The sequence below is a fragment of the Rhizobacter sp. P2_H3 genome, from assembly GCF_056403355.1.
In genome coordinates this window covers 1-9463 of sequence record NZ_JBFUFQ010000225.1, presented here as the reverse complement: position 1 = coordinate 9463, position 9463 = coordinate 1, and the positions used below count along the sequence as shown (strand labels likewise).

Below are 9463 nucleotides of genomic sequence, written 5' to 3'. Positions count from 1 at the left end.
GCGCGGGGGCCGGCGCAGGCGCGGGAGCAGGTGCCGGAGCGGGCGCCGGGGCCGGGGCAGAGCCGGTCGGCGACCACAGCGTCGGCGTCGCGGCCGGGTTCCAGTTGGTGCCCGCCCATGCGGTGTGGGTCACGAGGGCGACGTACAGCACCCCGTTGTAGCTGACGATGGTGCCGGCGGTGTAGGTCACGCCTTCCTGCCAGGCCGGGGCCGTCGTGGCCTGCGCCAGCAGCATCCCGTCGAACGACGAGGCCTGTGCGGCCACGGCCGCCGTCGCCGGCTGCAGGGTCGCTGCCTGCACCTGCGACCACAAACCGCCGATGGCCACGGCCACCACGGTCATTCCCACGCTCTTCATGATCTGTCCCTTTCAGTGTTGTTGACAACGAAGCACTGAGGGAATTCTCGAAGCCGCCTTCACAGGCAGCGACGTGTGTCTTGCAACAAGATGCGAGCGCTTTCAGAAACGTAACGATGCTGGCTCCAGCCGCCAAGCCGGTGCCATCGGTCGTCAATGCGAGCGATCAACAGGTATTGAATTGGTTATATACCGGTCTGCTTTGGTACTCGTCCTGTCGCACAGCTTACGTTTGGTTTCAAACAAGGCGGCCGGCGTGAACCCGGTCAACCCTCGGTCAGCCAGATCTGGCTGCTGACGCCGCGCGGGTAGTACTTGGCCGCGAACACCAGCCCGTTCTTCACCTGCTCGCTCCAGCAGTGCACGCTGAGCTCCGGATGCAGCTGCCAGGCGGCATGGGCCTCGTCGGCGCGGGCGCCGGCGGCGCCCAGGTCCATCTGCAGGATCTCGCGGGCGACGAACTGGCAGACGTAGGCCTTGGCCGGGAAGGTGTTGTCGCTGCGCGAGGTGATGCGCCAGCCGCCGTCGGGGAACAGGCAGGTGTCCTCGCGCAGCACATGCTCGCCGACGTGGCGTTTCAGTGCGGCGAGGTACGGCGCGTATTCGCCGTCCGCTGCCAGCGCGTCGCGGCAGCCGGCGAACCACGGGTAGGCCAGCGCCTCGATCACCGGCAGGATCACCGCGTCGTCGTCGGGCGCTTCCAGCAGCGCCGGGATCAGGCCGTCGGGCCGGGTGACCGCCACCACCGTCGCGGCGGCGCGCCGGGCCTGCGCATGGGCCCGTTCGGCCAGCGCCGGCCGGTCGAGCTGCGTGAACAACTGTTGCAGGATGACCTGCGCCGCCCAGGCCTTGCCGGCGATGTAGGTGTTGCCGGCGGCCTGGCCGAGCGACGGGTCGAGGCAGTCGTAGGTCGTGATCTCGCGCCCGCCCTCGCAGCGGCTGCTGTCGGCACGCGGCACGCCGTTGCGCCGGGCCGGCTCGGGGTGGTCGCGCCGCTCCAGGCTCTGCAGGCAGCGCTCCAGCAGCGCGGCGTGGCGGCGTGCCCAGGCGAGGTCGCGGCCCTGGTGCACGTACAGGCCGGCGCACAGCGTCCAGTTCAGCAGCTCTTCGGTGGTCATCTGCGAGAAACAGCCGGTCAGCCCGGCGCGCTCGTAGGCCGAGCGGCCCGGCGGCGAGAAGATGCCGTCGACGCCCATGTCGTGCGTGAAGCTGACGCCGTCCTCGTCGTCGTACGAGTAGCCGGCGGCGTACTGGTCGAGCACGTTGCGGATGGTCCACGGGTGGTGCAGGCCTTCGTACAGCGAGTGGTCGGACACCAGGTCGAGCGTGTTCAGCATGTTGTACTCGCCCTCGTTGACGACCCACAGCGCACGGCCGTCGCGTTCGAGCAGCTGGGTCGAGTAGAGGTAGGAGCGGGTCGCGTGCGCGACCGTGAAGCGCTGCGCCGGCGACAGCGCACTCGCCGCGAGCCGCTGGTCGGCGGCGCGGCTGGCCTGCACCGCCTCGTCGAAATCCGACAGCGCGAAGCGCGCCACCGACTCCACCGAATCGAACCAGCGGTTGTAGAGCTGGCGGGTCGCGATGCCGCCGGTGACGACGCCGGCGCGGTGGAAGCAGAACGCGAAGCGCAGCGTGCGCCGCTCGCCGGCCGGCACTTCGGCGCAGACCACTCCCCAGCGGCCGAGCATCGTCGCGCGGTTGCTCGCGTGCCGGTCGCCCAGCACCGCGAGCGGGTCGAAGCCGATGCCCGACCAGGCGCCGGGCGCGTCGGTGGCGAAGCCCTGCTCCAGGCCGTCGCCAATGCCAGCGCCCTGGTCAAGCGACAGATGGCGCATCCCGCGCAGCGGATCGATGCCCGACAGCCCGACCGCGACCCGGCGGGCCCGCGTGCCGGCCCGGTTGTCCACCTCGATCTCGGCGCGCACCGCGGGCACGAACGCGCGCTTCGCGGCCAGCGGTTCGCCGGTATCGGGATCGGGCAGGTCGCGCACCGGCGTGTACAGCGTGAAGCGCAGGTCGCCGGCCTGCCAGCTGTCGGTGGCGAGCGAGAACTCGCGCTGCACCTCGTCCAGCGCGAACAGCCGCGCGCCGAGGCCCGACACGCCGAGGTGCGAATCACCCTGGTCGCYGACGAAGCGCTGGCGTTCCGCATCGTCCGGGGGCTCGCAGAACGGCAGCGTCTCGAACAGGCCGGGCTGCTGCGCCGATTCGAGCGCGACCAGCACCGACTGGCCGGGCGCGCCGCACAGCTCCAGGTCCATGCCGCCGCGGGCGCCGGGGAAGCCGAGCGTCAGGCTGGCGTGGGCGCCGACCGGCGCATGCTGGGTGTTGAAAAAGCGATTCATCGGCAGCCTCGGTGTAAGGTCGCGATTCTGCGAGCGCCGCCCGTGCCGGGCCATGTCCCGATGCGGGACGGGCTTGCCCTGAGCCGCGACGATCGACCCACTCCTTCATGTACCCCGTCCGCCCCGAGACCGCCCTGCCGGACTACGCCAAGCAGCCGGACGTGCGCACCACCGTCACGATGACCGACGCGCACACGCGCCGCGTCGGCCCGCGCTGGCAGTACCCGCGCCACGACCATCCGTACTTCGAGCTGTGCCTGCTGCTCGCGGGCCAGCAGCAGGTGCGGCTGACCGGCCGCACGCTCGCGCAACAGGCCGGCGACCTGCTGCTGATCACGCCGTTCGAGGCGCATGCGTCGAGCACGCCGGTCGCCGCGCGCCTGTACTGCGTGCACTTCGACCTCGACGACCTGGAACTGCGCCGCCTGCTGTGCCGTGCCGGCACGCGCATCTTCGCGGCCGACAGCGCGCTGACGCAGCGGCTGCAGCCGGCGCTGCAGCGCATGCTGGCGCTGGCCGCCGACCATGCGGCGCTGTCGCCGCTGGTGCACCGGCTGGAGCTGGGCGCCTCGCTGATGGCGCTGTTCGCCGCGTTGACGCGCGGGCTCGAAGAAGAGGACATCGCCGCCGCGCCGGTGCCGCAGCTCGCGCTGCAGACCGCCGGCCGGCTGGCCGAGCTGATCGAGCGCGAGGTGCAGAGCGGCGGCGCCGAGACCTCGCTCGAGGCCGCGATCCGGCGCCTGGGCTACACGCCGGACCACGGCAATGCCCTCTTCCGTCAGGTGTACGGCATGTCGGCACGCCAGTACCGCTCGACGCTGAAGCTGCGCCGCGCGAAGCTGCTGCTGATGGATGCGCAGCTCGGCATCGCCGAGGTCGGCGAGCGGCTCGGCTACGCGAGCGGCGCGCACTTCAGCCGGCAGTTCAAGCGCTGGTGCGGGGTCGCGCCGGCCGACTACCGGCGCGACAGCGGCAGCGGCTGACGCGCGCCGCCGGCCGTCCTCACGGATCGGCGGCCGGTTCCAGCCGTTCCGGCTGGCCGAAGGCCCGCCGCACCTCGCCGAGGAAGCGTTCCTCGCCCAGTTCGCCCTTGCGCACCACGCTCAGCACGTGGCCCTCCAGCTGCTGCCGGTCTTCGTCGCTGAACTGCCGCGCCGTCACCATCACCACCGGGATGTTCGCGGTGTGCGAGTCGCGCTTCAAGGCCTCGATCACCTCGAGGCCGCCGATGTCGGGCATCAGCAGGTCCAGCACCACCAGGTCGGGCCGGTGGCGCCGTGCGAGCTCGATCCCCTCCTGCCCGCCGAAGGCGCGCAGCACCTGGTAGCCCGGCTGGCTCAGGTAGGCACTCATCAGCTCGACGGCGGCCGGGTCGTCGTCGACGAGCAGCACGCTGACCCCGCGCGACGGCGTCGGCGCGAAGCCCATGCGCGCCAGCTCGTGCGCGAAGTCGCCGCGGCCGACCGGCTTCTGCAGCACGGCCGACGCGCCCACCGACAGCCCGATCTCGTGTTCGTCGGCCACCGACACCACCACCACCGGGATGTCGTGCCAGGTCGGCAGCTCCTTGATGCGCGCGAGCAGGTCCCAGCCGTCCATGCCGGGCAGCCGGATGTCGAGCGTGATCAGGTCCGGCCGGCAGTCGCCGGCGAGGGCGAGCGCGGCCTCCGCGGACGGCGCGTGGCGCACCCGGAAGCCGATGCTCCCGAGCTGCACGCGCATCAGCGCGGCCGCCTGCTGGTCGTCCTCGACCACCAGCGCCAGCGGCCGCAGGCCGGCCTCGGCCTCGGCTTCGGCCTGCGCAGCGGCGTCGGCCGAAGCCGGCGCGGCGGCGGCGCTGCCGCGCCAGGGCAGCCAGACGCTGAAGCAGCTGCCGCGCCCCGGCTCGCTCGTCACCGCCGCCGTGCCCTCGTGCAATTGGGCCAGCCGCAGCACCGTCGCGAGGCCCAGCCCGGTGCCCTCGACGCGGCGCGTCAGCTCGTTGCGGATCTGCGTGAAGGGCGTGAACAGCTGGTCCAGGGCGTCGGGCGCCATGCCGATCCCGCTGTCGGTGACGCTGATCTGCAGGAAGGACTGGAACGGGCTGTCGGGCAGCGGCAGGTGGCGACCGGTTGCGAAGCCCGGCAGCCCGTGCCCGGCCTGCCGGCGGTCGACGCGGCTGGCCCGCAGCACCACCTCGCCGCCGTCGGGCGTGAACTTGACCGCGTTCGACAGCAGGTTGTAGACGATCTGCTTCAGGCGCCGCCGGTCGGCGCGGATCGGCTCGGGCCAGCCGGCACCCTGCACCGTCAGCCGCACCCGGTGGCTCGCCGCCCGGTCCTGCACGACCGCCAGCGCGCCGTGCAGCAGGCCGTCCAGCTCGATGGCTTCGAGATCGAGATCGGCCTTGCCGGCCTCGATCTTCGACAGGTCGAGGATGTCGTTGATCAGGGCCAGCAGGTGCTTGCCGCTGTCGTGGATGTAGACCATGAACTCGCGCTGGCGCGGCTCGAGCGCGCCGCCCAGGCCTTCGCGCAGGATCTCCGAGAAGCCGATGATGGCGTTCAGCGGCGTGCGCAGCTCGTGCGACATGGTCGACAGGAACTCGGTCTTGGCCTGGTTGGCGCTGGCCAGCTGCGTGTTCAGCGCCTCCAGCGCATGCTGCTTCTGCTGCAGCACCTCCACCAGTTCGGCGCGGCTGTCGGCCAGCGCGCGCGCGGCGCGGGCCTCGGCGGCTTCGTGCTCCACCGCGAGCAGCTCCAGGCGGATGCGCCGGTTCTCGTCCTCGAACTGCTTGCGCCGCAGCTGGGCCCGCACGCGCGCCTTCAGCACCTCGGTCTCGCTGGACTTCTGGATGAAGTCGTCCGCGCCGGCCTCGAGCGCGTCGAGCATCGTCGCCCGGTCCTCCATCGACGTCAGCATGATGAGCGGGATCTCGCGCATCACCGGCGCGGCCTTGATGCGCTGGCAGGCGGCCCGCCCGCCGAGCCCGGGCATCAGCAGGTCCAGCAGGATGCAGTCCACCTTCTGCACCGCCAGCAGGTCCAGCGCCTCCTCGCCGGAGCGCGCCGCCACCACGTCGTAGCCCTCGCCGCGCAGCAGCTGTGCCGTTTCGGCGAGGTAGGTCGGGCTGTCGTCCACCGCCAGGATGCGCTTCGGCGCGAGCAGGCTGCCGCTGCGCGCGGGCAGGCCGGTGGCGGCGCTGCGCAGCATCGCGGCCAGCCGCGCGAGCACCACCTCGACGTCCTCGTCCTTGTGCACGAAGGCATCGGCGCCCGCGTCCAGCGCGCGCGCCTCGGCCGTGCCCTCCTCCGATCCGGTCAGCAACAGGCAGGGCACGGCGCGCAGCGCGATGTCCAGCCGCAGCCGGCGGATCACCGTCGGCCCGTCGATGCCCGGCAGCACGCTGTCGACGATGACCGCGTCGGGCCGCTCGGCCGCGGCGACGCGCAGGCCCTCCTCGCCGCTCGCCGCCACCAGCACCGGATAGCCGGCGGGCTCCAGCGCCTCCCGCAGGGCCTCGCGGAAGGTCCGGCTGTCGTCGATCACCAGCACCGTCGGGCCCTGCCGCACCGCCTGCGCGCGGCGTGCGCGCAGCAGCTCGCGCGCCTTCGCCACCACGAAGTGGATGTCGTAGGGCTTGCCGACGTACTCGTCGGCCCCGGTGCGCAGCCCGCGCAAGCGGTCCTTCACCTCGGCCTCGCTCGACAGCATCAGCACCACCGCCTGCGCGGCGCCGGGTGCGGCGCGCAGTTCGCCCAGCAGCTGGACGCCGTCGCCATCGGGCAGCAGCACGTCCAGCACCACCACGTCGGCGGCACCGCGCGCAAAGGCCGCGCGGGCGGCCGCCGCCGTGGCACACAGCTGCACGCCGAAGCCGGCGTCCTCGAAGGCCTCGCGCAGGTCCATGCGAACCGTGAGGCTGTCATCGACGATCAGCACGCTGTCGCTCATGGCAGCGGTCCTCCGAGGGTGTGCACCGCCCGCGCGAGCGCCGGGCCGATCTCGGCCAGCGGCAGCACCTGCCCGGCGGCGCCGAGCAGCGCCGCCTCGCGCGGCATGCCGTAGACCACGCTGCTCGCCTCGTCCTGGGCGATCGTCACGCCGCCGGCCTGCCGGATCTGCAGCAGGCCGGCGGCGCCGTCGCGGCCCATGCCGGTCAGCAGGCCGGCGGCGGCCGCTGCGCCGCACTCGGCGGCGACCGATTCGAACAGCCGGTCCACCGACGGGCGGCATGAATGCCGTGGCGGCTCCTGCGTCAGGCGCAGCACGCCTGCGCTGACCACCAGGTGCCGGCCGGGCGGCGCGGTCACGATCTGCCCGGCCAGCCCGGCCAGCGGTTCGCCGTCGCGCGCGCAGCGCACGCGGTGCGGCGTCTGCGCATCCAGCCACTCCGCGAAGGCGGTGCCGAACGGCTCGTTGATGTGCAGCAGCACCAGCATCGGCACCGGCAGCGGGGCCGGCAGCCCGCGCAGCACGTCGACGATCGCGCCCGGCCCGCCGGTCGAGGCACCGAGCACGACCAGGCGGCAGGCGGCCCGGCCGGGGTCCGCGGCGCGCGGCACCCGGTCGGCCTGGCGCGCCCGCAGGTGCGTGATCACGCGGATGCGCGCCACCCGTTTCACCAGCGTGACCAGCTGCTGCTCCCACGCGCCCTCGGCCGCGTCGGCCGGCGCCTTGTCGAGCACGTCGACCGCGCCGGCCGCGAGCGCGTCGTAGGTCTTGAACAGCTCGCCGCGGTTGGTCGACGACGACACCACCAGGATCGGCGTCGGGCAGTGCGCCATGATGTACTCGGTGGCGGACAGCCCGCTCATCAGCGGCATCATCATGTCCATCGTCATCACGTCCGGCCGCAGCGCCTGGCACAGCGCGACCGCCTCCTTGCCGTTGGCCGCCTCGCCGACCACCTCGATCGCCGGGTCGCCCGCCAGCACCTCGCACAGCCGCTTGCGCACGGTGACGGAGTCCTCGGCGACCAGCACGCGCGTCATGGCACCTGCACCCATTGCTCGACCTGGCGCAGGAAGTCGGCCTGCACGAACTCGCTCTTCACGATGTAGCCGCGCGCGCCGACCTGCTCGCCGCGCCGGCGGTCTTCCGGGGAACAGCGCGAGGTGACGAGGATCGCCGGCACGTCGCGCAGCGCCGGATCGGCGCCCGCGTGCTCGATGAAGCTGAAGCCGTCCATGCCCGGCATCTCGACGTCGACCAGGAACAGCGCATAGCGCTGGCGCCGCGCCTGCTCCAGCGCGTCCTCGGCCGACACCGCGGCATGCACGGCGTAGCCGGCCGATTCGAGGATGCTCTGCTCCAGCATGCGCGTCGTCAGCGAATCGTCGACCACCAGCACCGGCAGGCGCGGCGCGGCCGGCGGCGGCGCGGCCACGCCGGCGGCCTGCGCCTGCGCGACCAGCGCGTCGGCATCGAGCACGATCTGCGGGCGGCCTTCGACGTCGATCGAGGTGCCGGCCACCAGCGCGGTGGCGGGCGCGAGTTCGGGCAGCGGCCGCAGCACCAGCGTGGCGGTGCCGAGGATGCGGTCGACGCCGATCGCGGCGCGCGTGCCGGCGCCTTCGACGACCAGCGCCGAGGCCTGGCCGGTGCGCGGCGCGGCGCGCCCCGGCTGCAGCAGCTCGGCCAGCGCGACGTAGGCGATGGCCTCGCCGTCGTGCAGCATCGCCTCGCCGCGGGCCGTGCGCGCCAGTTCGTGGGCGCCGTGGCGCAGCGCGCGCCGCACCGCCGCCAGCGGCAGCGCGACGCGCCGGCCGCCGGCCTCGACCACCAGCGCCTGCAGCGAGGCGACCGACATCGGCACCACCAGCTCGAGCGTCGTGCCCACGCCGGGCTGCGTCTGCACGGCGACCCGGCCGCCCAGCCGCTGGACGGCGTCGCGCACGACGTCCAGCCCGATGCCGCGGCCCGACACTTCGGTGACGACGCTGGCCGTGCTCAGGCCGCCGCGCATCAGCAGCTGCAGCAGGCCCGGGCCGTCCAGCTCGCGCAGCGCCGGTGTCGGCCAGCCCTTGCGCTGGGCGGCCAGCCGCACGGCCTGCGCATCGATGCCGGCACCRTCGTCACCGATGCGGAACACCAGGTGCCGGTCGCGCCGCGCGACCTCGAGCGTGACGCGGCCCTGCACCGGTTTGCCGGCGGCGATGCGCGCCGCCTCGCTCTCGATGCCGTGCGCGACCGCGTTGCGCGCCAGCTGCAGCAGCGCGCCCTGCAGGGTCTCGATCCATTCGGCGTCCAGCCGCACGTCGCCGCCGCGGGCCTCGAACACCACGCGCCGGCCCAGCAGCTGGGCGGCATCGCGCACGGTGCGCTCCAGCGGCGTGAAGAGCGCGGCCGCCGGCACCAGCCGCAACTGCTCGGCGGCCTCGCGCACCTGGCGCAGCTCGCGGTCCATCTGGTCGACCGAGGCGCCCAGGCCGCGCTCGACGCCGCCGAGCAGGCTGCGCAGTTCCTCGGCCATCGCGTGCGAGGCCACCTGCGACAGCTCGCCGGCCGGCGCATCGGCGCGCCCGCGGCGCGGGTCCAGCCGGTCGGCCAGCCCGTCGGCCAACCCGAAGGCGCGCAGCGTGGCCGTGAGGCCGCGGCGCAGTGCCGCGACCTGCGCATGCGCCTGGGTCAGGCTGTCGAGCAGCAGGTCCATGTCGGCGACGTCGGCGCGCACCGTGCGCACCGTGTGCAGCGTCTCGGTCGGCGCGGTGGCGCGCGACTGCGGGTCCGGCCGGGGTGCCGCGGCCGGCGCCGGCAGGTCCAGCGCGCCCAGGCCGCG

General features: G+C 73.5%; 6 protein-coding genes. 1 reads left to right on the top strand and 5 read right to left on the bottom strand.

Annotated elements, in window-relative coordinates; all coding sequences use genetic code 11:
* Both AC1D1T_RS26570 and AC1D1T_RS26565 read right to left on the bottom strand, forming a co-directional pair.
* The coding region (locus AC1D1T_RS26570; RefSeq protein ID WP_477992808.1) for a carbohydrate-binding protein at positions 1-358 on the bottom strand (358 nt) is incomplete at its 3' end.
* 266 nt (positions 359-624) lie between these two features.
* Positions 625-2703: a glycoside hydrolase family 52 protein gene (locus AC1D1T_RS26565; RefSeq protein ID WP_477992807.1), complete on the bottom strand. Its 2079-nt coding sequence runs from the start codon at positions 2701-2703 to the stop codon at positions 625-627.
* 107 nt (positions 2704-2810) lie between these two features.
* On the opposite strand from AC1D1T_RS26565, the gene AC1D1T_RS26560 reads away from it, so the two are divergent.
* The gene (locus AC1D1T_RS26560) at positions 2811-3686 is read left to right on the top strand and encodes an AraC family transcriptional regulator (RefSeq protein ID WP_465110143.1); all 876 of its coding nucleotides are present in this window, start codon (positions 2811-2813) and stop codon (positions 3684-3686) included.
* Between the two features lie 19 nt (positions 3687-3705).
* On the opposite strand, the gene AC1D1T_RS26555 is transcribed toward AC1D1T_RS26560, so the two are convergent.
* From AC1D1T_RS26555 to AC1D1T_RS26545, 3 genes are all read right to left on the bottom strand, one after another.
* Positions 3706-6636 carry a response regulator gene (locus AC1D1T_RS26555; RefSeq protein WP_477824596.1) on the bottom strand — a complete coding sequence of 977 codons (2931 nt, stop codon included), beginning with the start codon at positions 6634-6636 and terminating at the stop codon, positions 3706-3708.
* Complete coding sequence (cheB, locus tag AC1D1T_RS26550; protein ID WP_465110145.1) at positions 6633-7691, bottom strand: chemotaxis-specific protein-glutamate methyltransferase CheB; 1059 nt, start codon at positions 7689-7691, stop codon at positions 6633-6635. Before cheB ends, AC1D1T_RS26555 begins: the two co-directional genes overlap by 4 nt.
* Positions 7673-9463: hybrid sensor histidine kinase/response regulator (locus tag AC1D1T_RS26545; RefSeq protein ID WP_477992806.1), on the bottom strand; the 1791-nt coding region annotated here is incomplete at its 5' end. The genes cheB and AC1D1T_RS26545, both read right to left, overlap by 19 nt.

Bases quoted from the DNA above. Each gene is read 5' to 3' on its own strand.
- AC1D1T_RS26560 (WP_465110143.1), top strand. From the start codon at position 2,811: ATGTACCCCGTCCGCCCCGAGACCGCCCTGCCGGACTACGCCAAGCAG.
- AC1D1T_RS26555 (WP_477824596.1), bottom strand. From the start codon at position 6,636: ATGAGCGACAGCGTGCTGATCGTCGATGACAGCCTCACGGTTCGCATG.
- cheB (WP_465110145.1), bottom strand. From the start codon at position 7,691: ATGGGTGCAGGTGCCATGACGCGCGTGCTGGTCGCCGAGGACTCCGTC.